Genomic DNA, 23,145 nt, shown 5'->3' on the forward strand with positions numbered 1-23,145 from the left:
TTTAACTAATGTAAATTATTTGGTTTTAAGCTTGGGTTGCATTAATTTTGCTTCCGTTGATAAACGCTCAATGTCGATTAGGACAAAACATTAAAAGGAAATTTTATGAGTATGGCAACAATACATTACCCGTTAACACAGGTTGATGCTGTTTTCGAAGGTGGCGGTTGTTTAGGTGGGGCTTACGTTGGTGCGCTGCGCTGTTTAAGGGATAAAGGTTATTGGTTTCAGCGCGTCGCAGGCTCTTCCGCGGGGGCGATCATCGCGTCTTTAATTGCGGTTGGTTACACACCGGAAGAATTTGAATGGTTAATGCGGGACGACGTAACTTCGCGTCCAGCTGCGTTGCCACCTGAAGAGCACATCAGTAAAATTTACTTTGATAGTTTTCTTGATGCCCCCCTTGATGCAAAAGACATCCCGCTGAATTTACGGCGTAATAACGTACTTTGGTTGACGATTTCTGGAGAGGTTATCAGCCAATTAACGGCAGAATTCAAGCAGCAAGTTAACGCGTTAAAATCTGAGCTAACAAACTTGATTGGCGCGGTATTAGAGGGGTATGACAACCTTTTAAAACCAGATGTGTTAAATAAAAAACTCGATGACCTGGTCAGGAAGGCGTTACTCACTCAGTTAAGGTTTAACAAGCTGGTTGATCCTGTCATGAGACAAATGAGAAGCAGTATATCGGCAACGGCAAACTTTGTGATTGGACAAATCAAATCTGGCGTTAAATCTACGTCTGCTCTTACCCGAAAAATTATCAGCCAGTTGACGCAAGCGTTTATGACGGTGCTAAACACGGTTTTTGCCAGCATAGACAAACAAAGAATGGCGCTCGCCGATGCCATTATCCTCGAGATAATTAATGCCTATCCTTTGCTAAGAATTTACATTAACTTTGTAGGATTGAAACGCTTATTTAAAGGCGATGCATTTCTGGCAAAGATGCGACAACTTATGCAAGCAAAAGCTTTGCAACGCAAATTGATTACAGATATTAGACAACCTGTTACGTTTGGGGTGTTGAATAAAGCCAATGCCGATAAAATAGAGCTTTATATTACCGCTACAGACTCATCTAAACCAGCAAAAGACGGGCTGTCGCATATTGTGTATAGCTCACGTGATGCAGGCTCTGTAAACAAGGAGGTGGCTGTAGCGGTTCGTGAATCCATGTCCATTCCTATTGTATTCGAACCCTGTCAAAACAAAGAGGGTAACAGAACTATTGTAGATGGAGGCCTTACTAGCAATTTGCCTCTGCACTTATTTTTAGATCCAGCTAACAATTCAAAGCAAGACAATAGCAGGCAAATACTTATCTTCACGCTTACTGAAGGTGGTGAAAATGACAATACGGCATTGGCATTGCGAGCTGCACCCACGGGTAAACCATTCATTGATATATTTCTGCGTAAATTACTTGGCCGGTCGCTTAATCGTATTGAGCAAGCTGCACTTAACAAACTTAACTCAGAAGGCAGTTTGCTGGATATGCCATTAGCTGCTTTAAACCAGTTGCCTGAACGATTGAATCCGGTTGTGGCTATCACTAGCAGTATTGAATTTAGAACCATCATTTACATACTTGATATCGTGCAGCGTGCTTTATCTCGCGGTGTCTATGGCATGGACGCAACTGTTATGCAGCACTTGCTGGACTCGCATAGTCGTATTACCCCTATCAACATAAAGACTGGTGCTTTTGATTGGTTAAACTTTGAATTAAACCGAAACAGTGACGCCTCGAAAATAATTGCGTCGTATGGTTGGGCCTGGACTCACCAGGCAATAAGCAAAAATGGACCCGTTAAAGCAGCTTTATTAGATCGGATCCCCAGCACAACAGAAATTGAATTTGATAAAAAATATAATGCCTTGATAAACGCTATTTCTAAGTTGAAAAAATCAGCGCCCAATAATTCAATCCCGCAGGAAAAATTAGATGAGCTAGCTGAGTTAAAGCAACGTTATCATCGTGATCTTGATGCCAACCCGTTTCAAGCTAAGCCAATTAAGCCTAAAAAGAAAAAAATTATTAATAAAAAAATATTTATTATTGATGAGCAATTTGCACTTGATCCTGGCAATTTAAAGCGAATTTAGCACAACAAACCTTCAGTTGGGTTGGAGAGTTGTAATGTAAAGGCATTCTCTAACCCCAACATTGCGGCAAAAAAGTGTTGCCTCAAGTGATTTTACCTAGTGTTTGAAAGCACTATTTGCGCTAAATCATCAGCCAGTGATGCGGTTGGGCGCTCTACTATTCTGCCTATCTCTTCACCATTTTCCAGCACAATAATGGTAGAGGTGTATTGTAAGTTGTATGTTTGATGCAGATTCTGCGGGTGTATTTTGTTTTGATCTACTGCCTCAAGCTGCAAAGTGTTTAGTTGCACCGCGGATTGATCCAGCAGTTTAAGTAAGCGTGGCACTTCGCGCTCGCTGTCATGACACCAGCTGCCAAATAATACGACAAGGCTTAACCCTTGTAAGCTTTGCATTTGGTAGACGTCTTTAGATGACACCTTGTAAGCAGCATATTCCTTCGCAAACACAGGAAACTGTTGTAATAACGCTTGAGCGCTAATACTGCCATTCGTATCGTCTGCTTGTAGCGTTTGCGTTACTTCTGGCTGTGCTGATATCGCCTGACAGGCAGTAAGCGACAATAATGAGGCAAAAACGATAAATTTCATGCGGTAGGCTCTGCATCAGCAAGGAGATTAGCAGGCTATCTTAGGCAATGTTGCAACAATATACAAACAGCCGATAACACCTTAAACCTTAACTATATGGCATTAGGTAACATTACCGGCTGTTTAGATGGCGTGTTGACGCTCGTTACTGGCTGTTAATTTGCGGTGAGTTTTATATTGGCAAACTCAATCATCTCTTCTGGTGAACCCAGCTCTGCAACAATGGCACCGCTTTGCACTTCTTCAAATTTTAACGGCTGCTTGAAACCAAAGTCTAAACGCAGTTTTTCTGGCTGTTGCACAAAGGTGGTCAGGCTGTCTTTCATTTGTTGTGGCAACGGCTCCAGCATCGAGATGTTCATTAACGCCATGCCTTGCACTGTTTTAAAGTCAGGTGTTTGGCCCTGTTGTGATGTCATGGCTAAAACGCGTTCAATAAAGCCTTTATTTTCGATTACAACAGCGCCATTACTTAGCGCGCCACTCACTAATTTAGCCAGCATTTGTTCGATATATTCAGGGCTATTAACAAGAGCTTGTTGTTCTTCCGCAGATTTAGCACTGATTTCTTTAGCGTACTGCCAAAATTGTTGCATCTGTGCCAGTGTGAAATTGTAATTAAGACTAAACTCGTCATTAATTCGCATATCCTGACGAAATAGCAGTTCGCCGTTGTCTTTGTATTCATAGCTGTAATCGCTATGAAGCGCCAAACTTTCTACAAATTCTGCAGTCTGTGGGGGTAGCATTTGCAGTATTGCCGGCGTGGCTTTTGCCCCAACCATTTGCATACTGCCTTTGTCAGCAAGGCTTTGTGGTTTAATACCCTTAGCAGTAATACGCTCTACGGTAGCAATTTTACCTAGTTCAGCGATTGATACTTCTAAACCACTAATACTGTAACTGGACGTTAGTACATTGGCTGATACGTCGCTATAGCTCAGTGAAATTGATGGCATTTCGCCTGTGCCGGCCAAATCGCGGTAGCTTTGATTTGCCTGCTCAACTTGTTGCTTGATGGCATTTTCTGCCTGCATATTGGCATAATACAGACCCCCACCTGCCGCTGCGGCAATCACAATTAAAGCTATCACTGACTTATTCATACTAATCCTTTATTAAAAATGTTAACAAAACATGCAAATGTTAACATGGCGCTGTCCGCTGACATAGTTAGTCATTGATGTTTTTATGCTTGATTGCACTATTTACGCTTTAGCTAAAGCCTGCTAATTTGGCCGGTATTGCCGTGCTGGAGCTTGAGATGGAACATTATTTTCATTGGTTTGATTTACTGGGCATTGCGGTGTTTGCTATTTCAGGCACGTTGGCAGCGTGGCGTAATCAGATGGACGGCTTTGGCGTTATTGTGTTGGCCAGTGTTACTGCGATTGGCGGCGGTACGCTGCGTGATTTAATCCTGGATGTGCCGGTAATCTGGATTAATGACAACAGCTATTTTTATGCCATTTTTATTGCTGCCATAGGCACCATTTTACTGGTGCGAAATCGGCTTACTGTGCCGCATAATACCTTACAAATACTTGATGCCATTGGCTTAGCGTTTTTTGTTGTTATGGGTACGCAAAAGGGCCTGGATAACGGCACCTCGGTAATGGTAGCCATTATGTTGGGCACCATGAGCGGTGTGTGTGGTGGTATGATACGTGATGTATTGTGCCGTGAAGTCCCCATGGTATTTCGTGGCGAGCTTTATGCAGTTACCTGCATTGTTGGTGGCGCAGTGTACACGGCGTTATTAGCGTTGGGCACCGCACAGCTTTTTGCAATGCTATGCGGTATGGCAGCCCTGCTGGTACTGCGATTAGCGGCCATAAAATGGCAAATTACCATTCCGGTATTTTCAAAACACCATAGTGATCTTAACGAACCGTAATAATTAGTTAGGTATTTTTAGCGAGGGGCTACGCCATTCCTCATCTAACCAGTCATACATTAGCAAGCTATAGCTTGCTGTCAGCAGTAACGCCTGTTGGTTGGTGGGTAAGACCTTGCGCAACCAGATTTTCGGTTTGTCTCCGTCAAACGATAATGCTGACAATTGTAAACCTTGTTGGTGTATGGTGAGGCCAGATTGCTGCTTAAACCACTCTGGCATGGAAATATATTGCTGATTAACCAACATAAGCTTTTCATTTACCGGCTTAAATTGCAGCTGTAAATCGCCAGATGTCATAGCAAAGTAATTTGCTTCGCCTTTACGACTATCTGCAATAAGCTGCCATACCTGATTACCCTGTGAAACCAGACAACCCATATAGCTATGCTTACGGGTGGTACTATCATGTTGGCTGCTGCTATTGTCCAGAGAGCGGATCTCCGTTCCTTCATCTAGCGCCATTATTCGGCACTGTGAATGCACAGCGTGCTGGCCACCTTGTAGCAAATTAAAAGCAAAATCTTGATGCTTAACTATTTTATAGTTTTCTACACTGCGTCCACGACGATTTAAAATATCTGCAGCAATAAACTTCAGCCAACTGTCGGCTACTTCATCTTTGTCCAGTAAACCCGTTTGAGCAAACCACAAGTTAGCTTTAATAGACGTTTTCCAGCTTACATCTGCACCTTGTATGGTAAAGGCACCAAATTGTTGTTGGTAAGCAGAAGAGCTTAGCCGCCAACTGGGTTTATTGGCTTGATATAATTCACTCGCCGCACTGAAATCTGCAGAAAGCGGGATGGTATGGTCCTGCACTGACTGGCAAGAAGATAAGGTTGCAATCAAACCCAGTAATAACGTGCTGCGCCAAAGTGGCCTTGAAATGCTTAGGTTTGTTGCCACAATTCTCTCCGATTTAATAAATAAAACATGAAGTTAATATATTTTTGCTTAATCAAAAGTGAATGGTGATAAATATATCTGAGTAATTTACAGATTGATTTTGCGAAGCGATAACGATAATACAATGGGGCGCTAGCAGCTATTATCGCGGTGCAATACTGCGATAATAGCTAAATTGATGATAGCGATTTACTTGATCCGTCTACGGGCTAGCATCAATAAACCCAATGCAAACATACCTAAGGTTGCAGGCGCAGATACCGCATTTGGCGAACCGTTTGCTGGCTGATAACCATAACCATTTTCAGATACCAAAGTCCCATTTAGCGCGGTTAAACCAATAGAGAATGTATTGCTACCGTCAGCCGTTAAGTTACATAGTGCCGCTAATGAGCATATTTGGCTCATATCAATACTGTAAAATAAATCCAGTGTTGAATTGCTGGGTAAATTTAGGATTTGGCTAATAACGAAACCGCTTGAACGTGCATTTGGCAAGACGAAACTTTCAGATTGAGTATCGTTAAAACGCTCGGTCACCAAATGTTCTGAAGGGTAATTATTCGCGATAAAAGGCCCCGCCTGAAAGTTAAACTCATAATCAGCATTAAAGCGGTATCTGCCGTAAATTTCTTCGTAGTTATCGGGTTCTGCATTGTAGTCATAACCACTAATGCCTAATTCGCCTTGTATTCTGCTTAACGCTCCCGGGCTAAAATTTCTTGCGTTAGGGGCGGTTAAAACCTCAGTACCAGCCGGAAAAGTGTAATTAGCACTCATGTCAAAGTGAAAGTAAAGCTCAAGCGCAACCTGCACATAGTCCAACTCTGACAGCAGTGTAATGGTGTCGTATATTGCCGCGTTTGCTAAAGTAGTATTGTATACTGAACCTGGCGTCGTCGTTGCATTGGTGTATAATTTCATAGTAGCAGTGTCGCTATCTATGCTGGCCCAGGCAGAAGACTCACCACAGCTGCTACTTACCGTACCATTGGCTTCTAAACTGTCCCAGCTGCTCGATCCAGTACCGGCTAGGGGTAAACAACCTGTGGATGCATTCACAATAACCCCCGCACTCGCGTCAAAGGCTAAAGCAAAAGTTGCTAACAAGGCTATATTTGTATATTTTTTAATCAATTTTATTACTCCTATTTAACATGCCTTCGTTTTAGCAATTTTCGAGCCATGTTTTAATTTTGTTAAAAACCAATAAAAACATAGATTTAACATTTGCCCATCTTCCTTGTTAATTATTTTTGTAAATAAATCTGACGTTTTTCATGGCTTGATCTTTGTGTTTATGTAACCTTATGTCTACAAACGAAAGCCTTAACCTGCTTGTTAGCGTGTGAAAGTCTGTTATGTCCGCGGGGCTAGCGTTTATGGCATTTACGTGGATAATATCCAGCATTATTTGATATTCGCCGCGCTCCATTTTATTGCTGAACTCAGCGCGGCCGACAGGATGCGCTATGTCTCAATTACTCCGTATTGTGTTGCTGCACACTCATCTACCTGGCGTGGTGGAGTTACAGCTGGATCAGCACACTAATATTTGTGGTACCAATGCCTCGGGTAAAACCACACTGCAACGTTTAGTGCCTGTGTTTTATGGCGAACAGCCAAACCGGGTGGTGCCCAAAACCCGCAAAAAGTTTGATGAATTTTACCTGCCGTTTTCGAACAGCTACCTGATTTATGAATATCAACGCGAAGATGGCGCGGTGTGTCAGGTGGTGCTAACCCGGAAAAGCGACGGCGGGGTGGATTACCGCTTTGTTGGTGCAGCCTATCAGAGTGACTTTTATCTGATACACAGTGGCGATGATGTAAAAGCCATGAGCTACAGCGATTGGGCAGCAGCGATGCGCAGCCGGCCCGAGGTGCAGGTGTCAGCTAAAATCAGCGCCACCAGCGAGTATCGCAGTATTATTCAAAACGACGCTGCGGCTTTGCGCGGTAACAATGCCGACAGCGTAAAACTGCGACGTTTGGCCGGCAGTTTTAGTCTGGTAGGCAGCGGCCATAAGTTACGGCATATTGAAAAGCTGGTTAGTGCGGTGCATGCCAAAGAAGGCAAAATGGACACGCTAAAAGCCATGTTGGCGGCTATTTTTGAAGAAGACGGCGTAACGCTGCCTACCACCAAGGTAAAAAATACCAAGGCGCGGGAGTGGATCCAGCAAATGCGCCAGTCGATGCGGTTAGACAAATTGCAGCAGGATTTTGAGCGGTTAAACCAGCTGGCGCAGCAATTAGCGGCCAGCGAAGCCCAGTTAGTCGCTTTATTGCCGTTGTTACAACAAGATGACAGCGCGCAAAAGCTGCGCAAAGCCGATGCTGAGCAGCAGGTCAATGCGCTGCGCGGCCAGCTGCAAAGTTTAAAAGAGCAGTTTAGCCAGCAGCAACTGGAGCTAAACAGCGCGCTGGCAAAAGCCGAAGCCGATTTACATGAAACCAGTGCCCGCTTAGATCAACTACAACAGCGTTATGACGACTATGACAGCAAAGATATGCCTAAGCTGCAGCGTGACAGTGATGCTTTGCCATTATGGCGTGAACAGCTGGAAGAAACTGTAGAGCAATATCAGCTGATGGTAGAGCAGCACGGCGACTTAGAGCGTCAGCTAGAGCAGCGTAAAATAAAGCTGGCCGAAGCTTTTAACCGCTTAAGCGAGCAACACCGCGGCAAAGCCCGCCAACTGCAACAGCAAAAAGACAGCACCCGCGAACAGCAAGATAATAAGCTAGCCGTGTTAGAACAGGCATTTCAAAGCCGTTTGCAACAGGCGCAGCAGCAGTTTTCCGAGCAGCTTAGTAGTATCAGCAGCAGTATTGCCGTACTACAAAGTCAATTAGCGACGTCTAGCCTGACAGAGGCCGAGTTGGAAGAGCAGCGCAGTGCAGAGCTGCGGTTAGAGCAGGCTCAGCAACAGGCACAGCAACAAGGACGGCAACTGCAGCAATTGCAACAGCAGCATCAGCTGGCGCGCACGGCGCGTGATAATGCCGATCAGCAACTGGAACTTAGTCGAAAAGCGCTGCACAGTGCCGAGCAACAATTGCAGCAATTGCACCGTCAGCTTTCGCCAGAGCAGGGTAGTTTGCGTCATTTTCTGCGCCTGCACTATAACGGTTGGGAGCAAAAGCTGGGCAAGGTGCTGGATGAGCGTTTGCTAGAAAGGCAGGATTTACAGCCGCACCTGGCTGAATTAAGCGATAGCCTGTACGGCCTGCAACTTGAGCTGACTGCAATTGACACCCCCGACTATGCGCAGGACGAAGCGGCAATTCGCCACCATATTGCCAGCGCAGAGCAACGGCTAACAGAGGCAGCTGCACATAAAACTCAGGCAGAAAAAACACTGCAACAACAGCACGAGCAAGCCGAAATTAGCCGTGCGCAGTTGGAGCAGGCGCAATGGCAGCTAACGCAATACGAACAAAATATTGATTATGCCCGCGATGCGCGCAACCGCCTGCAGGCGCAGCAGCGTGAGCTGGTAGCTAAACGGCAAGCTGATGTTAAAGCCGAACTTGCCGTTCAGCAGCAACAGCTGGAAAAACTGAAGCAGCAGCAAGACGCCGACTTACAAGCACTCAAAGCTGACCACAACAGCCAGAAACTAGAGCACAAAGCTGACTGGCAGGCCGAACTGCAAGTGTTTGATGAGCAAATAGACGAGCTGGAACGTCAGCTGGAACATAAGCGCGACGACAATAAAAACCAGATTAAAGAGCTGCAGCAAGCGTTTAACGAAGAGCTGTCAGCCAAGGGTATTGACCCGCGTCGTTTAACTGAGCTTAAGCACAAGCAAGATCAACTTAAAACCGACATTAAAGCAGTTGAGGCGCGTCAGGATGAATTAACTGCCTGGCAAAAATTTATCGCGCTGGACTGGCAACAACTTCGTCCAGAGTTGTTAGCAAAAGAAACCGACTTAAAACAGCAGCTGCGTGCGGTTAAGCAAGCACTTGAGCAGCAAAAAGCCGATTACAGCGCTAACCAGAAAAAACTTGACGAGCAAAAACGCCAGCAACAGGAGTTGATGAGCCAGGCTGAGCAACTGCTGGCGCAGTTACGGCCGGTATTTGCCCGCTTTAACGAGTTATATCTGGCCGATGTTAGCCCGGCAACGCTTGTTGCTTCTGCTGATATTGTCGAGCGGCTGGCGCGGGCTAACGAAGCGCTGGAGCAACGCAGCAAACTGGACAGTGCATTAAAAACGGCGCTGGAACAGTTTGAAACGATCTTAAGCAAAGATGCCGGCCCCGAGTTTTTAGACCGGCTGCAGCACGAACAACGCCAGTTACCCGAGCATGCCGGTAAACGCCAGCAATTGCCTATTTTGCACAGCCTGCTGCAAATTTTAAAAGATGCGCAGCAACAACTGCTGGAAATGGGCGAAAATATTGGCGGCGATCTTAAAAAGTTCTTTACCGTGTTTAGCGACATAAACCGCCGTATTGCACTGCAAAGCCGGCGTTTAAGTGAAGCCGTCGCCGACGACTTGGTGCTTGAGGGTATTAGTAAATCTGAAGTGCGCATTTTATCCACCATAGACGAGCTGGGCTTTTGGCAGCCGTTAAAGCACTTCGCCAAACTGTATGATGACTGGGGCGCTTCAGGCAAGGCACTGCCCTCTGATCAATACCTAAACGCGCTGGCCGATGTAGTCGATCTGCTACGTGCAGATGAGCAATACAGCATTGAATCGCTGCTGCGCCTTGAATTGCATTTAAGCGAAGGTGGCTCTGAGCTGGTAATTAAAAATGATCGCCAGCTGCTGGAATCGTCCAGCCACGGTATGGCTTACTTAATTTTATGTAAGTACTTACTGGCTTTTACCCGCTTGCTGCGTGGCGATGCCAAGGTGGCTATTCACTGGCCAATCGATGAAATTGGCACGCTAGCGTATCACAATGTGGAAAAACTGTTTGCTGCCTGTAGCAGCAATAACATTGTAATTGTTGGTGCCTTCCCCAACCCGGAGTCGGACGTACTGATGCTGTTTTCGCACCGCTATTTAATTGAACCTGATCAGCATGAACCGGCTAAACGCCGATTAAAACGCATTCAGCCAAAAGTTAGCCGCTTAGCCGAGCGACTGGCCAGCAAACAGCAGGAGGCAAGCTAATGTTGCAACACGGACCTTTACTTGAGCGCCTGCTGGCTGGCGAGTTTATTTGCTGCATCACCGATGAAGATGCGTTTCGTCATTTAAGCGTGGAGCAAACCCAGCACGACATTAACCATTACCTGCGCCCGCTTAACCGGCGTTTGGTGGCAAATGAAGACAACAGTGTATTTTTTCTGGGTTATCACGAGCTAACAAAAGACGCCCGTGAGCAGCTAAGCGGCCAATTTGCCTTAACAGTGCAGTCACTGCTGCCGTTGCTGGAATGGCTGCAATTGGTGCAGGAAACGTTGGGCCGCGATAGCGCTTTAACGGCAGGCGACACCATTAAGTTGCAGGAGTTTATCCTACGTACTGAAGATAACCAAAGCCTGCGGCAGCGCCTTAATCAGCTGGCCAGCGACCGCTTTTTTAACAGCCAAAGTGAACAGCTGGATAACCAGGTAAAACTGATTTTCCGCCGCTTAAAAGAGCATGGTTACCTGCTGCAACCGCACCAGGAGCGGCAGTACTACATTGTCACCGGTAAAATTGATTATTTAATTGATGTTATTCGCTTTATTCGTGACGAAGAGCACCTGCCGGTAGACGACACCCCGACACAGGAGGCCTTAATCTGATGGCCCCGGTGGATAGCGCGATTGCCTCTAACCTGTTAACCATCGGCGCCGAGCGGTTAGCGCTTTTAGGCAAGCACCACAAAGCGCTGATGCAGGGTTATCTGGATGGGTTTGTTGATGAAACGGCGTTTAGTGAAGGCGCGCTGAAAAAACTGATTGCCGCGCGCATTTTATGGCGACCCGACGAGCAGCAACCGCTGGCACTGCGGCCGTTAGTTAGCGAATTAATTGCCAGTATGGTGGCCGACGAAAACCGGCGGCAAATTAACGCCGATGTGGCCGAAAAGCTGGAGCAAATCCGTAACCGGGTGCAGGCGTATCGTGATGCGCAATACAAAGGCGATTACAGCGTGGCCGAGCTGCAACTGCAGCGGCTAACCGAACAGGTGCATGATCTAAGCGGCCAGTTTGAAGAAGCGATAGACAGCTTATGGCACCGGCTAAACAGCGACTTTGGCTTTGTTGCCAGCCTGGATGATAAAATTCGTGAGAATGAGCGGGCGCAAAAACAACTGCGACGTTTGCTTGATGGCTTGGATTTACTCGATTTTAACGAGCTGATTGAGCTGTCTGAAGGCAATAATCATTTGCGAAAGTTACTGGTAAGCCAACTACAAAACCAGCTGAGCTCGCATCACAGTAGTTTGTTAGAAGTGCAGAAACGCTTGGTGGAACTGCTGGCTAAATTTCGCCAGCAACAAGCGCGTTCGATGTTGATTAACAACATGGCAGCGTTTTTGCGCCAGCACCCGAAGTATCAGCCAGCCGATTACCCTAATCGCACTGACGTGCCAGCCCTGTTTAACCAAGCAGCCATCATAAAGCCACATGCAGCCATTGCACTGGACAAAGCCAGTGAGCGGCAAATATTGGCAGACTTAGTCCGTGCCTTGCCGCGCACTAAGGCGACACAGCTAAGTGAAACACCAGCGGCTAGTTTTGCCCAGCAATGGCAGGATGACGCCATTGCCGCACGGCAACAAGCACTGAAAACTGACGTGGAGAACTTTTACTTACGCGTTATTGACCACGGCGGAAAGCTGAGTGCGCTGGATTATTTAGCCCAGCAGCAATTGGAATGGGACAGCGAAATTTGGTTGTATCAAATTATCGCCGAGTACCAAGCACTGCCGCTGGACGAAAAGCAGATGTTTGCTATTGTCCGTGACGAAGCGCCAGCCAGCAGCATGAACCAGTTACTGCTTATTCGTGATATCAGCCTGGGCTTAAAGGCTGCCTGATGAGTTACCCGGCACTAACTGCTCAAAGCCTGCGGTGGTTGCAGCAACTGCAGCAACGGCTAAATGCCAGTGGCAGCGAACGGGTAAGTACCCGCAGTAAAACAGTGCAGCAGGTGCTGCTCTGGTGTATCGAGCACGAACTGGTGCCAGGCAACAGTCTTAACCTGCCGCAGTTTAGCTTTAGCCTGGCTTTGCTAAGCGACATCGCCCGCGTGCAGCGCCAGTTAAAACACGCCTGCTATTTGGATGCACCAGAACAACACAGCAGATTAGACAATGCCACGCGCAGCCAGCAAGAGCTTAAAAGTGTTGGCCTAAAACCCCGCCAGCACAGGGCGTTATTAAAGCTGAACAAGCCAGCTGATATTAGCTTGGGCATAGCTGCGGATATTATCGACATCGACTGGCAGCAACTGCCACTTACGCAGTTTGACGCATTATTGGTAGTAGAAAACCTAGACTGCTTTTACCAGCTTGATGCATTTACACTGCAATTACCCTATCAGCAACCGCTGATTATTTATCGCGGTGACAGCCAATATAGTAGCGGCTGTAAAGCACTTAAAGCACAGTGGCTTAAACAGAATAAACCTACCTTGTACTTTGGTGATTTTGACGCCAAAGGGGTAAGTATTGCCTTAAACGAAGGCTACAGCGCCATGCTTTTACCCGAGCTTGCCACACTGCAACAACACGCCAGCCAATCGATGCTGCCGGTTAAGCAGCTTGGCTTTATCGCGGGTATCAAAGCAAAAACCGTAGCAGTTGAATTTACGCCTTACCAGCAGGTACTTTGCGAGCAGTTAAAGGGGCTAAGACAGCAGAATATGCAAGGGATGTTATTGCTGTATGTTGCAACTTAAATGTGAAATATTTCATTTATAAACAACTTGATTTAACTTTAGGTTGCAGAATAAAATCATGCAAAATTTGTAACATACATAATGCATGATAAATAAATAATGTAAAACTAAAGCATTGTTTACTAAGTCTAATTCCCCTTAAGGGCGTTGAAAAAATACTAAATAGTTTGGATGTTAAAATTAAAAAAAGGAAATGGATACAATGTTTAAAAAATTGGGTTTAGCCTCATTGGTTGTTTTAAGCCTTTCTGCTTGTTCAACTTACTCTGTAAATCGATATGCTGTATCAGTTGATAATATTTCATCATTAAAAAGTGTGGTGGGTAGCAATATAAATGTTGGTGAATTTAACTCCGCCACTGAAAGCAAAACCAGTATTATGTGTCGCGGTGTTGGACCCATAAAAACTCCTGACGGTCAAACTTTTGAAGGGTTTATTCGCAAAGCATTTGTTGATGAGTTGAAAATGGCAGAGCTCTATGATGGCAATGCTCCAGTAACCCTTACAGGCACCTTGAATTCAATTGATTTTTCATCTGCATCAGGCAGTTGGGATATTGCTATGACAATTAATTCATCGAATGGGCAGTCAATATCTGTATCTGAAAGCTATTCTTTTACAAGCAGCTTTTATGGTGAGACAGCATGTAATCAAACTGCTCAAGCGTTAATGCCAGCAGTTCAGAATTTGATTGGTAAAATAGTTCAAAATGAAGGGTTTTCTAACCTGATCAAAGGTTCATAACCGAAAAAGGGGTCGGAGACATTTAAAGACGAGTTAAGTTTACGCTATGTATTTCAATGCCTTGCAAAGACGTAGCGATTATTAGTTCTGACCCTTATTCTGAAAAAACGCCGAGAAACGGCGTTTTGTATGCTGCAAAAAGCCAGAGTAATGCCGGTGTAACCGCTCCAAAACAGGTTTTAGTTACTTTTGTGACGTTGAGTAAAATTGGCGGGATGCAGTTGGGTTGAGGGCGGGATTCATCGTCACCAGAATATCAGTCGTAGAAAACTGCCAAACATTAAAATAAACATCAGAATGATCAAAAGCGTATAGGTAGAACCCCAGCGGCCTTGAGCAACAGTGTGAAGCAATCGCACATCACCAAAATTGTTCTTATTTTCATAGGCTGTATCGCACGGCAATGACTTTAAGGCTTTTATGAGCTTATTTTTATCGGTTATTACACTTTCAAACATTAGCTTTTTACTATCCAGGTAAATACGTTGATGATAAAACTGCAGACAAATCGTATCTATAGCATCAAACTCACCACGTTTTGACCTTAGTGTATAGCTGTTAATGACTATCCTCAGTAGGTCTTTAACATCAATGATAGTGTCTTGCGCTAGTTGACTATCCTCACTGTGTATCAGCCATTTAGGAATAAATAGCTGTGATGCTGTTATTTTAAATGGTTTTACCGAACCGGGCATCAGATAACGAGACGCCAAATAATCAAAAGCGACAACAACGCAGTACGCAAGTCCGGGGCTAAATACGAGCAGCATAAATTTAAGCTGAGGCACCCTACCATAATCAAAAAACAGCGGTAACAAGCTAATCAACATAAAAATAGCAATGATCAGAGCTTGGGTTTGCCTGCCACAATGTTGGTTGTAAGGTGGGTAAAAACGGTATTCCATTGCCAGCCTAATTTACATCAATACTGCCATGCTTGTTTTGTGTATACAGCGTGTAAGGCAATATCACCGTATCAGCAACTAGTGAAAATGTGCCATCAATTATAAAAAATGGCACATTGTTAAAACTGTCCCCCAGGTTTACCTGCCGGCTGGGTTCGCCATGTAATTTACATAAGTTATAAGAAAAACCACTGTAAATGCGCGGTATGCTCTGGCAATAGCTGCGCTTGCCGTGATGCTCAATATTGACATGGCTTGTGGTGGTGGGAAGTGTTTTAACTGTAGCGCAGGCCGACAGACTTACTATCATGGCAATTAAAAGCAATTTCATTGTTTAGCGTACCAGCAGTTAAATTTTGCCGGATTCTAGATTATTGTTTCAACAAAGTAAATTTTTGCATACAGATATGCTAATTGAGTCGTGGCTACCAAATTTTTTAACCATTATGGGGTGCGCAAAAGCACCACACCGAGCCAAATAAACCAAATCAGTTGAGTAATACCAAAAGCATCTTTCAGATAGGGCACAGTATGCAACAAGGTGAAGATGCCTAAGCTACCGACAATTAACCCCAGCAGATGCAGCGCTTTGGCAAAGCGTTGCTGTTGTAACCCTGCAATGCTGAGCAGCAGCACCCAGAGCCCGCCGACCAGCTCAATGCCACCGCCAAGGGCATTGGTTAACAGGTTGCTGGTGTTGTAAAGCGCTAAGGCTTGGTCAGTGCTGGTGTCGAGCAGGCGTAATGTCATATTCATGCCAACTAACGCCACCATGCCAGATGCCATCATCAGCATTACCCAGATATTGCCAAAGCGCTCAGCTAAAGCTGCGATAGCCGACTGGTTTTGTGGCATTGCCTGGCGCAATGCCTGTAGTAAAATTGCCAGCAGCACACCAAACAGCAGGTAACCAATGCCCCAGCCTATGGAGACCAACAGGTATTCCTGCTGCAAGTAAAACTGCATCCGGCCAAGGCTATCCAACCCCTCTGGTACGGCTAACAGACCAAAGAAAATAACCGCCACACTGATATAGCACAGCGCCATGCCTATGGCGGCAAAGCCACCAGTACGTAACAGAGTCGTGTTATTTAATTCTTTTATTGTCATGGAGATCCTCTGTCATCATAAGGCACGTTTAAAGCTTGTAAGATAACCTGTTGTTTTCATATAAGTGGTTTCTATTTGTATCAAGGTGTGTCGAGCCGTGCCAGCACGGTTGCAGGCTGTGATAGTGGCAGGGCGATAATAGCGGCTTCGCCTGATTGTGGGAATATACCGGTTAGGGCGGTAAAGTTGACTTGATGGGTAACCAGTACCGTTGGCTTGGCTAACTGAGATTGAGCAAACTGCTGTACTAAAGCCCGGTTTTGTTTATCGCCATCGCCACGACCAGCAAAAAAGGAATTCAATAGCGGCATCGGCGTTACATCCCCCAGTGCCATTAGTTTTGCCGTGTCGAGGCAGCGGCACCACTGACTACTAAATACCTGAATGGCGTCACTATAGTGTTGGCGAAGCCGCTCTCCCCATGCTTTAGCTTGTTGTTGGCCAATAACATTAAGGTTACGTTGGGTGCTGCAATCACCTAGGGTGAAATTAGCCGGATCGCCGGTGCCTGGCGCCAGGGTGTGGCGCATAATCAGTAGCGCCTTGCCTTCGCGCCAGGCAGTCCAAGCCAACCCGTCAGCAGGCGCCATCATTGGTAGCAATAGGCAGAGTGATAAAATGAATCTTGTCATGCTTAAGCCTCATCAATAAATAATGTAATGCTTACGCTGTTGTACAGAGAACAGTTTAGATTATGTCAATATGCTGTTATATGCTTGGTGTATGTTGCTAAAGTAAGGCCATAACGGTTAACTTATTAAGCAGTATCAGCAGATTAGCTGTCGATGTTTAAATAGAGGACGACACCATGGCAACAAGCTTTAAAGAATACAAAGTTATGCATATTGCCGAGGGTGGCTGTGGCACTATTTTTCTGGGGGCGTCTGGTTTGCCGCTGAAAAAAGTGGAAGCCGAGCTAAATGCGCAGGCGGCACAAGGCTGGCAGGTAGTGTTTCAGGTAATTGAACAAAAACGTTTTTGGCTATTTTGGACCCGTGAAGCCATGATCGTAACCTTAGGCCGTTAAGTGCAGCGCCTGCTACTATGGGCAATACGGCGTTACCGCATTACCGGTGGCGGGCAGCGCTGGTTTGGCATTGACTGCAACTTTGAACCCACTTGTTCTGAATATACTTATACCGCAATTAGCCGTTTTGGTGCGCGTAAGGGCGTAAGTATGGGCTGGCAGCGTATTCGGCGTTGTAGTCAGCGCGACAGTTTTTGTAAATGTATTGAACCGGTACCGGAGGCTGAGCATGTTAAATCAACAACAGGTTGATGCCGAAGAAGAGCGGTTACGCGAGCAGGCTGCAGCGTTACCGGATACTGAAAGGTTGGCGCTTTATCAGCAGCTAAAGCATGAGCTGCGCGACCCTGATACCTATGCCACGCTAAATTGGTGTTTTCTCGCTGGCCTGCATCATTTTTATCTCGGACAATGGCTGCGCGGTGTGGCCAATTTAATGGTGTTTATCGTTGGGGTATTATTGCTGTTGATGGGTTTTTACTGGTTAGGTTGGGGGCTGATTGTGGCGATCAGTGTGGTAGAGCTATGGGCGTTGTTTCGCGCACAAATTATTATTCAGCATTGGAATAATCAAATAATGCAGCGTTTGCTTGCTAACAAGCAACAACATTACTGATATTCGCCTTGCTTCAGAAGGTCAAAGTAGCTTTGATAACGGCCACTTTGCCTAAATTTTTCTAAATGTAGATTAAATTGTGAAATTATCTGCGCGCTATCCAGATTGCTTTTGGGGAATAATAGATAGCTCTGATTAATAAGCAGTGGTAGGTGATGATGGCTGATGGCATCAGCCAGTTCGGGAAGTTGGTTATTTAGCGTATGGTATCCTACACTGATTTCTTCGGCAAAAACATCAATACGGCCGGCGGCTAACCGGCGAAAGTTCTGTTCGGTAGTGCCGACGCGTGACATTTTAAATAACTTGTTTTCCAATGCTTGATCAAAGGCTTGGCCGTAACTGTAGCCTAAGCCACCTCCAAGTAGCAGGCCGTGCAAATCGGTTAAGTTTTGCCAGTCGAAGCGGCGCTGCTTTAGGTGAAAAAACACAAACTTTTCACTTAACACCGGCGCGCTGTACATAAAATCTTTTGTTCTGTCTTCGCTTAGCATCCATACGGCTGTTGCAGCATATTTACCATTATTCGTGTCATGATAAGCTCTACCCCAAGGTAAAAAGGTAAAACTGACTTTATAGCCCGCCTCGGCGAATACATCTCTCAGCAGATGGGCCACAACGCCTTGGTGTGGAAGGGTTTCGCTGAGAAAAGGTGGCCATTCGCCAGCACTCAGCTGCAGTTCTGTTAAGTCCTTAAGCGGTTTTTGTTCTGCGGTACTGGCAACACTGTCGACATTTAGCAACAGCAAGCAGCATAGGTAAAAATAGCGTAGTGACTTAGCAACGAACATATTGTGCTTTCCGGTGTCGGTTTTGTGGTGCATCAGTGTATTTTTGCCGTTGATGCTAGCGGCTATAGTTTTACCTTAGCTACTACTGATTTGCCAGCGACCTTTAAGGTACAAGTTGTAAAGCTTGCAGCCAAATATGTAGTGCCTGTGGCTGGTTTTGCTCGGTAATGCTCTTTAAAACCAGCTGCTGATAAGCAACTTGCTGGCTTTTTAGTTTTATTGATTCATTGAGTAAATTAACAACGCGTTGACCACGTTCACCTTTTGAGCAAGCAAAGTAAACCAGATTAAACGGTTCAGCTTCTTGGATCGCATAATATCGCAACGACATAGCGCTGCGTTCTGCAACTTTGCGATACTCCAGCGTAGCATCAATAAAACCACGTTCCAACATCGGCAGCATACTACCGGTTTCATTGCTGGAGCTGGTTCGGGTATATATTGACCAGCTGGCGTAACGCTGGCTAACCAGTGAGTCAATATTGTTGCCGTAGGTCCGGTTTAACTCTATGCCTAACAAAGGTGCTTGTTTTAATTGGAGTAAATGTGTCAAAGAGAGGGTGTTATTGTTGCCGCTTAGTCTGTCTAATAATGGTAATGCATCGGAGTCGGCGGCAACCACTAGTTGCAACGCCGCTTCAATCATATAGGGCAAAGTAAACAGAAAGTCTTGCTGGCGCGCAGCAGTTTTCTTTAGCCAGGGCATGCAGGCATTATCGGCTGTTTTTACCCATTCGCGAGCCCGATTTCGGCTCAGATCGACGATACTATAATCTGCAGGATAGGCTTGCAGAAGTTGCCGCAGTAGCAGGCTTTCGTTGGTAGGTTGCGCCTGAGGCTGTAATAATGACACGGCATCGACAATGACCAACGATTCCGCCCGTAATGTTGGAGCAACTGTAAACCAGCAAGCACTGAGTAGGATCAAATACCGCCAGTAAAGTCTAACGTTTTTTATCATGGCGTATAAATTAATACCACTGGAGTTGTCAAAGTATAGCTGATGCTGTGCAGCAAAGTAGGGGCGAAAAGCGGTTAAACCGTTGACCCTGCACCTTGCTCAGTGGCTTAATGTCGGCAAGCAACAAAATAAGGAATAACGATGTTGAAACAGGCTGCTTTACTTTGTATTACGTTAGCCATGCTTACTGCATGCGCCTCGATGGATAAATCTGAATGTCTAACTGCAGATTGGCGTACTATTGGTTTTGAAGACGGTGCAAAAGGTAAAAATGAAACAGCGATTAGCGAATATCGCCAAGATTGCGCTGACCATGGTGTAACTCCTGATTTAACGGCGTATCGCCGCGGTCATCGGGAAGGTGCAGAGCAGTATTGCACCCATCGTAATGGTTTTGCAGTTGGACGTAGCGGCGGCAGTTATCAAAGTAGCTGCCCTTCGGCACTGGAAGCGGATTTTTTAAGCGGCTTTCGTGATGGTCAACAGCTATATCAGTTGCAGCGAGCTGTTAATGCGGCACGCAGTGCCTTTGACAAGCAGCAGCGGTTATTAACCCAGCTTGAGCAAGATATTGTAGTTAAAACAGAGTTGTTAGTTGAAGACGGGCTAACGCGAGATGAGCGTATTGCGTTACTTAATGAAATTGAAGATGCAAAGCACCAGTTAATTGAAACCGCGGATTACATGCCTGAATTAGAACAGAATATAAACCGCGCTGAGCAAGCGCTGGCTCGTGGTGAAAAAAACTTCGCTAAATATCAATAACAGTAAGCGCCGCATGGGTATGACTGCGGCGCTTTAGTATTACACTAAGCTTGGCGCTTAACGGCCATCGTTAATTTGATATTCTACTTTATCCTGCATAGCAGGGTTGTCCAGTTGTAGAGTGACTTGTTGCTGCAGAATTATACGGCCTGCTACCACTGCGTCGGCACCGATATGTAGGGTGGGTTTACTGTCGTTGCCCCAGCCAAAAAACGTTTTACGTTTACCACGAGGCTTATACACCAAATCTCCCTTGATCACTGTGCTGCCAGTTAGCGATATGTCGCCACTGACCGTGCTGACATCTTGCGCTACTTCGCTACTGTCCAGTGCAATATCGCCGTTTACTGTATCAACATTACCACCAACGAAAGCATTGCTGCCAGGACGTATTTTGCCGTTAACGGTTTCTAAATTTGCCGCGGTTTTTAAGCCGCCATCGGCTTCAATACTACCATTTACCGTTGATGCACTGTGAACACTAACATTTTCGCCCATCTTAATGCTGCCATTGACAACAGATATTTCATTGGCACTGCTATCGCTGGCCATTTTTACACTGCCGTTAACCACCGAAATATCGTTGTAGTGTTGTCCGGATTCAACCGAGGCGCTGCCTAGTACCTTATCAATATCACCATAGCTATTTTCTGCTGAGGCGTTGCTAAGCAAAAAACCTGATACCACAACTAAACTGACTGCTGCAAATTGAGAGAATTTCATGCTATTACCTTTTATTATTTACTTTAAACAAGTTACAGCAAAAGGCTTGCCATTTTTAGGTTGTTGATAATTATGGAAATAATTTTGCTGAGAACTTTAGCTCTATAAATTTTGACTAATAGTTAGCAGAATAGGCCACTTTTTAAACATCAGTATTAAGTGAGGATGTAAAATTTAGATTTACCTTTAAATACACATTTGGTTATCATTTCAGCCTATTTGTTAATTGAGGCGGCAGGATGAAAATATTAACGGTGTTGTTAGTGTTAACCGGCAGTGCGCTGGCAAACCCAGCTCAACAAGAACAGCAAATAAACATGATGCTGACCATGATGGAGCGCATGGGTGAGCTAGAGCGTATATCGCAGTGTGTTGGTGTGTCACAAGATAGGCTTAAACGCGTTTATCGGCAAACCTTCGCTGAGTGTGGCATGGGGGACATGATGTCAGATGAGCCTAGCCCCGCACATCAGGCATGTTTAGAAAGTAGCATTGTAGAGCATAGCGGTGTAGCGCAGGAGCGTTGGGAGGCTTGTGACCGCGATGGTGATACGGAACAACAGGATGATCCGTTAATGGCGGAGCTTGATGCTTTATCTGACCGCATTGGCGACCGCGACCCAACTGCTGCAGAGCAACAACAAATGGACCAGCTTATCGAGCGCATGCAGCAGCGTGGTGTGGCTGAGATGCAACAGATGGTTGATGCTATGATAGCGGGTAGCCAAGGTTCGGAGTCATTAATAACGTTGCCATTGTACCCAGAGGCAGAGTTGTTAATTAATATCCCTGCTCAAAGCGAGATGGAGATTGATGAACAACGCTATGAAACATTACCGGGTGCATCGTTTATTACTAAGGCAAGTCCGGCACAAGTACTGGCTTATTATCGTCAGCAGCTGCCAACGTTTCAGATGCACAGATCGGGAAGCGATACCGTAGCGCTGATGCAAAATATACCGCCAGGTTTTGACTACAATCGCAATATGGGACAGGCGTTTAGTATTCCACATATTTATATTCAACCGGCCAGTGACAAAGATCGGCTGCGATTGGCGGGCGCGCAGACGTTATTTTTTGTGTATTACCAACCGGCAGACTAAGGTCTAGTCATCGTCATCTGCCAGGCCGGCTTTGCGTGCTTCAGCTTCAGCAAAGGCGGCTTTAATTTGCTCTAACACAGCGTCAACATCGGCGCTGTGTGTGTCTTCGGCAAATTCTCCACTTAGCTCTACCTCAGGGGTAAGCTCACCGGCTTCATACAGTGACCATATCTCCGCGGCATACTGGGTTGTTAGTAACTCAGGCGCATACAGACCATAGTAATCGCGCATATTGTTTACATCACGCTCAAACATCCACTTGGCATTATTATTTGCCGCCGCATCGACAGCTTGCGGCAAGTCAATAATAACCGGACCATGATCATCTACCAGTACGTTAAATTCAGACAAATCGCCATGCACCAGGCCTTCGCACAACATCAACACTATGTAATGGATCATGGTGGCGTGATCAGCTATCGCGAGATCTGCATCCATCGCAACATCACCTAAGCGGGGGGCAACCATGCCTTCGTCATCACATACCAGTTCCATTAATAACACGCCGTCATAGCAGCCATAAGGTTCAGGTACGCGAACACCAGCTTTGGCCAACTTAAACAAGGCATCCACTTCGGCATTTTGCCAGCTTTCTTCTTGTTGTTTACGGCCGAATTTAGAACCTTTCTCCATCGCGCGGGCACGGCGACTACTGCGAACTTTTCGGCCTTCCTGGTACAACACAGCTTGTTTAAAGCTGCGCTGGTCTGCGTCTTTGTAAACTTTAGCGCAGCGAATGTCCTCGCCACAGCGGACGATATACACAGAAGCTTCTTTCCCGCTCATTAGCGGGCGAATAACTTCATCTACTAAGCCTTCGTCTACTAAGGGTTGAATGCGTTTTGGTATTTTCATTGCGCCGTTATACCTTAGTTAACTCCGCATATAAATAGCTTGAAGTTGTTGTGTCATGAAAATAGTTGGTTGCTAACACAGATCAATATAGATCGACGAATTTAGCCTTAAAAATGTGCAACAACTATACTGATAACGTATGTTGAACTAAAAATAATGAAAGCCAGCCAG

At 45.6% G+C, this 23,145-nt stretch carries 24 protein-coding genes; 12 read left to right on the forward strand and 12 right to left on the reverse strand.

The features are described 5' to 3' along the window. Window positions 1-105: 105 nt before the first annotated feature. Window positions 106-2,112, forward strand: a complete 2,007-nt coding sequence (locus tag ORJ00_RS06460; protein ID WP_306139332.1) for a patatin-like phospholipase family protein — start codon at window positions 106-108, stop codon at window positions 2,110-2,112. A 92-nt stretch (window positions 2,113-2,204) separates the two neighbouring features. Here the strand turns inward: ORJ00_RS06460 and ORJ00_RS06465 are convergent, their stop codons facing one another. Next, window positions 2,205-2,705, reverse strand: coding sequence for a thioredoxin family protein (locus ORJ00_RS06465; RefSeq protein WP_306137148.1), 501 nt, complete (start codon window positions 2,703-2,705; stop codon window positions 2,205-2,207). 155 nt (window positions 2,706-2,860) lie between these two features. Beyond that, on the reverse strand, window positions 2,861-3,811 hold the full coding sequence (locus tag ORJ00_RS06470) for an aq_1923 C-terminal domain (protein WP_306137149.1): 951 nt from the start codon (window positions 3,809-3,811) through the stop codon (window positions 2,861-2,863). Between the two features lie 158 nt (window positions 3,812-3,969). Here ORJ00_RS06470 and ORJ00_RS06475 point away from each other — a divergent pair, with 158 nt between their 5' ends. Beyond that, window positions 3,970-4,602, forward strand: coding sequence for a trimeric intracellular cation channel family protein (locus tag ORJ00_RS06475; RefSeq protein WP_027670039.1), 633 nt, complete (start codon window positions 3,970-3,972; stop codon window positions 4,600-4,602). A 3-nt stretch (window positions 4,603-4,605) separates the two neighbouring features. Here the strand turns inward: ORJ00_RS06475 and ORJ00_RS06480 are convergent, their stop codons facing one another. Both ORJ00_RS06480 and ORJ00_RS06485 read right to left on the reverse strand, forming a co-directional pair. Further along, window positions 4,606-5,511: a hypothetical protein gene (locus ORJ00_RS06480; RefSeq protein WP_027670038.1), complete on the reverse strand. Its 906-nt coding sequence runs from the start codon at window positions 5,509-5,511 to the stop codon at window positions 4,606-4,608. Between the two features lie 189 nt (window positions 5,512-5,700). Continuing rightward, window positions 5,701-6,573, reverse strand: coding sequence for a hypothetical protein (locus tag ORJ00_RS06485; RefSeq protein WP_306139333.1), 873 nt, complete (start codon window positions 6,571-6,573; stop codon window positions 5,701-5,703). A 410-nt stretch (window positions 6,574-6,983) separates the two neighbouring features. Between ORJ00_RS06485 and ORJ00_RS06490 the strand changes: the two genes are divergently transcribed. The 5 genes from ORJ00_RS06490 to ORJ00_RS06510 all read left to right on the forward strand — a co-directional run bounded on the left by ORJ00_RS06490 (window position 6,984) and on the right by ORJ00_RS06510 (window position 14,118). Then, window positions 6,984-10,649, forward strand: a complete 3,666-nt coding sequence (locus ORJ00_RS06490; RefSeq protein WP_306139334.1) for an ATP-binding protein — start codon at window positions 6,984-6,986, stop codon at window positions 10,647-10,649. Then, window positions 10,649-11,269 (forward strand): hypothetical protein, encoded by a 621-nt coding sequence (locus ORJ00_RS06495; RefSeq protein ID WP_305977045.1) that lies wholly within the window; start codon window positions 10,649-10,651, stop codon window positions 11,267-11,269. Before ORJ00_RS06490 ends, ORJ00_RS06495 begins: the two co-directional genes overlap by 1 nt. Continuing rightward, window positions 11,269-12,510 (forward strand): hypothetical protein, encoded by a 1,242-nt coding sequence (locus ORJ00_RS06500; protein ID WP_027670033.1) that lies wholly within the window; start codon window positions 11,269-11,271, stop codon window positions 12,508-12,510. Before ORJ00_RS06495 ends, ORJ00_RS06500 begins: the two co-directional genes overlap by 1 nt. Next, window positions 12,510-13,373, forward strand: a complete 864-nt coding sequence (locus ORJ00_RS06505; RefSeq protein ID WP_306139335.1) for a DUF7281 domain-containing protein — start codon at window positions 12,510-12,512, stop codon at window positions 13,371-13,373. The genes ORJ00_RS06500 and ORJ00_RS06505 overlap by 1 nt, the downstream gene beginning before the upstream one ends. Before the next feature lie 202 nt (window positions 13,374-13,575). Continuing rightward, on the forward strand, window positions 13,576-14,118 hold the full coding sequence (locus ORJ00_RS06510; protein WP_027670031.1) for a hypothetical protein: 543 nt from the start codon (window positions 13,576-13,578) through the stop codon (window positions 14,116-14,118). A 245-nt stretch (window positions 14,119-14,363) separates the two neighbouring features. On the opposite strand, the gene ORJ00_RS06515 is transcribed toward ORJ00_RS06510, so the two are convergent. From ORJ00_RS06515 to ORJ00_RS06530, 4 genes are all read right to left on the reverse strand, one after another. Beyond that, the gene (locus ORJ00_RS06515) at window positions 14,364-15,023 is read right to left on the reverse strand and encodes a hypothetical protein (RefSeq protein WP_027670030.1); all 660 of its coding nucleotides are present in this window, start codon (window positions 15,021-15,023) and stop codon (window positions 14,364-14,366) included. 7 nt (window positions 15,024-15,030) lie between these two features. After that, window positions 15,031-15,354 (reverse strand): YceK/YidQ family lipoprotein, encoded by a 324-nt coding sequence (locus ORJ00_RS06520; protein ID WP_027670029.1) that lies wholly within the window; start codon window positions 15,352-15,354, stop codon window positions 15,031-15,033. 113 nt (window positions 15,355-15,467) lie between these two features. Then, a complete protein-coding gene (locus tag ORJ00_RS06525; protein WP_306126399.1) occupies window positions 15,468-16,133 on the reverse strand; it encodes a hypothetical protein in 666 nt (221 codons plus the stop codon). 80 nt (window positions 16,134-16,213) lie between these two features. Then, window positions 16,214-16,765 carry a histidine phosphatase family protein gene (locus tag ORJ00_RS06530; RefSeq protein WP_306139336.1) on the reverse strand — a complete coding sequence of 184 codons (552 nt, stop codon included), beginning with the start codon at window positions 16,763-16,765 and terminating at the stop codon, window positions 16,214-16,216. Window positions 16,766-16,941: 176 nt separating this feature from the next. Here ORJ00_RS06530 and ORJ00_RS06535 point away from each other — a divergent pair, with 176 nt between their 5' ends. From ORJ00_RS06535 to ORJ00_RS06545, 3 genes are read left to right on the forward strand one after another with little or no spacing between them, the layout of a single operon-like run. Next, complete coding sequence (locus ORJ00_RS06535) at window positions 16,942-17,160, forward strand: DUF4177 domain-containing protein (protein ID WP_306126398.1); 219 nt, start codon at window positions 16,942-16,944, stop codon at window positions 17,158-17,160. After that, window positions 17,161-17,412 carry a membrane protein insertion efficiency factor YidD gene (yidD, locus tag ORJ00_RS06540; RefSeq protein WP_306126397.1) on the forward strand — a complete coding sequence of 84 codons (252 nt, stop codon included), beginning with the start codon at window positions 17,161-17,163 and terminating at the stop codon, window positions 17,410-17,412. Further along, entirely contained in the window at window positions 17,390-17,776 is a 387-nt protein-coding gene (locus tag ORJ00_RS06545; RefSeq protein ID WP_306126396.1) for a TM2 domain-containing protein, read from the forward strand. Before yidD ends, ORJ00_RS06545 begins: the two co-directional genes overlap by 23 nt. On the opposite strand, the gene ORJ00_RS06550 is transcribed toward ORJ00_RS06545, so the two are convergent. Next, the gene (locus ORJ00_RS06550; protein ID WP_305977885.1) at window positions 17,770-18,600 is read right to left on the reverse strand and encodes a substrate-binding periplasmic protein; all 831 of its coding nucleotides are present in this window, start codon (window positions 18,598-18,600) and stop codon (window positions 17,770-17,772) included. The genes ORJ00_RS06545 and ORJ00_RS06550 overlap by 7 nt on opposite strands. 70 nt (window positions 18,601-18,670) lie before the next feature. After that, window positions 18,671-19,438, reverse strand: coding sequence for a hypothetical protein (locus tag ORJ00_RS06555; RefSeq protein WP_306139337.1), 768 nt, complete (start codon window positions 19,436-19,438; stop codon window positions 18,671-18,673). Between the two features lie 231 nt (window positions 19,439-19,669). Here ORJ00_RS06555 and ORJ00_RS06560 point away from each other — a divergent pair, with 231 nt between their 5' ends. Beyond that, window positions 19,670-20,293, forward strand: a complete 624-nt coding sequence (locus ORJ00_RS06560; RefSeq protein ID WP_306139338.1) for a DUF2799 domain-containing protein — start codon at window positions 19,670-19,672, stop codon at window positions 20,291-20,293. A 57-nt stretch (window positions 20,294-20,350) separates the two neighbouring features. Here the strand turns inward: ORJ00_RS06560 and ORJ00_RS06565 are convergent, their stop codons facing one another. Beyond that, window positions 20,351-21,016: a DUF4097 family beta strand repeat-containing protein gene (locus tag ORJ00_RS06565; protein ID WP_306126392.1), complete on the reverse strand. Its 666-nt coding sequence runs from the start codon at window positions 21,014-21,016 to the stop codon at window positions 20,351-20,353. Between the two features lie 239 nt (window positions 21,017-21,255). Here ORJ00_RS06565 and ORJ00_RS06570 point away from each other — a divergent pair, with 239 nt between their 5' ends. Continuing rightward, complete coding sequence (locus tag ORJ00_RS06570) at window positions 21,256-22,119, forward strand: hypothetical protein (protein WP_306139339.1); 864 nt, start codon at window positions 21,256-21,258, stop codon at window positions 22,117-22,119. Window positions 22,120-22,122: 3 nt separating this feature from the next. On the opposite strand, the gene ORJ00_RS06575 is transcribed toward ORJ00_RS06570, so the two are convergent. After that, on the reverse strand, window positions 22,123-22,974 hold the full coding sequence (locus tag ORJ00_RS06575) for a PA4780 family RIO1-like protein kinase (RefSeq protein WP_306126390.1): 852 nt from the start codon (window positions 22,972-22,974) through the stop codon (window positions 22,123-22,125). Between the last annotated feature and the right edge of the window lie 171 nt (window positions 22,975-23,145).

This window comes from Rheinheimera baltica, assembly GCF_030731985.1.
Taxonomy (GTDB): domain Bacteria; phylum Pseudomonadota; class Gammaproteobacteria; order Enterobacterales; family Alteromonadaceae; genus Alishewanella; species Alishewanella baltica.